Genomic DNA, 1,286 nt, shown 5'->3' with positions numbered 1-1,286 from the left:
GAGTTCGATCTCGCCGACCCGATGCAGCCGGACTAGTCCGACATTGTTGACCACCCCGTCGAACGAATAGCGTTGCGCGAGATCGGCAAATGCTTCTGCAGACGCCTTGCTGTCGTTGAGGTCGATCGAAACGAGCGTTCCGGGAAAGTCTGGATCCTGACCGCGAGCGACGCCCACGACGTGATGTCCGGAATCTGTCAGCCTCTGCGACAAAGCGCGCCCGATACCCTTGCTCGCGCCTGTAATAAGAAATGTTCGTCCTGTCATCTTAGGTCCTCAATTGTCGAACGATGGAAAGGGGCGCGCCGCTACGATCCTCGACACGATGATTTCCCCCCCTGTACCGGCGACATCGGTGAGTGGCGGCAAACCGAGCAGTGCGAGTGTCTGTCCCGCAGCGCCGACTAGCAGCGGCCTCTCTGGTCGAACCCTTGCGAGGACGCGCAGACCTAACAACACGGTCAGCAAGTGCCGCGCCGCATCGTCAGCCGAATAGGTGCGCGAAATTTCACCGCGCGCTTGTCCTTCGAGGAAGCGCTGTTGGAAGAAGCGCTCAATGAGCATTAGATCGTGGGCGATGGCATCGCGAAATTCGGGGTCTTCCGGCGAAGCTTCCATCGCTGAGTTCACCAACATGCAACCGCGCTGCAGCGCGTCGTCGAGTGTGCGTGCGATCGTATCTTCGAAAAACCCTGTGATTGCCTGCCCCGGCGCGCAAGTCGCCTCGAGACGCGCCATCTTCTCGCGCAATCGGCCCAGGTAGTGTTCTAAGGCGCGCCGAAACAGCCCGCGTTTGTCACCGAACGCGGCATACAAGCTCGACGGCGTCAGGCCAGTTCGCGCCGTTAGGTCACGCGTCGACGTTGCTTCGTAGCCCTTAGCCCAGAAGATGTCGCTGGCGGCGTCGAGAACCTCTGCTTCATCGAACTCGCGCGGTCGTGCCATGCAATCTCCAAGCCTCGCCGTTATGGATCCGTTTGCTACAAAGTGTTTCCGGTTTTGGATCGATTGCTCCATAATGTCAACAGGTGACGCCCAGATGGACGAAAAAGGCACAAATTGCGCGGGGTGAAGCAGGCCAGTGGCTGCCTCGCCAGCGAGAACTCGACAAGATGGCCCGCCTGAGCCGGCCAAGATCGGCCTAGCAGCCCGGAACGATCGAACCTAGATTGCCGCGCACGAACTGCTCGGGAACCCTCAGCGCACGCACATCGGCCTTGACGCGCTGAAGTCATGCCGCCTGCCCAGGCTCTTTCGCAAGCTCCTGCCGCGACGAACCAAACCCG

Annotated in this window: 2 protein-coding genes; both read right to left on the bottom strand. The window is 60.3% G+C overall.

The window, feature by feature from the left end; all coding sequences use genetic code 11:
• On the bottom strand, positions 1-267 hold a 267-nt coding region (locus ACZXDY_RS45930), incomplete at its 3' end, for an SDR family NAD(P)-dependent oxidoreductase (RefSeq protein ID WP_464350016.1).
• 9 nt (positions 268-276) lie between these two features.
• Entirely contained in the window at positions 277-945 is a 669-nt protein-coding gene (locus ACZXDY_RS45925; RefSeq protein WP_464350015.1) for a TetR/AcrR family transcriptional regulator, read from the bottom strand.
• Between the last annotated feature and the right edge of the window lie 341 nt (positions 946-1,286).

It is taken from the genome of Bradyrhizobium sp. LeoB3 (assembly GCF_055456055.1).
The sequence above is the reverse complement of the archived record's forward strand: the minus strand, read 5'-3'. Positions and strand labels throughout refer to the sequence as shown.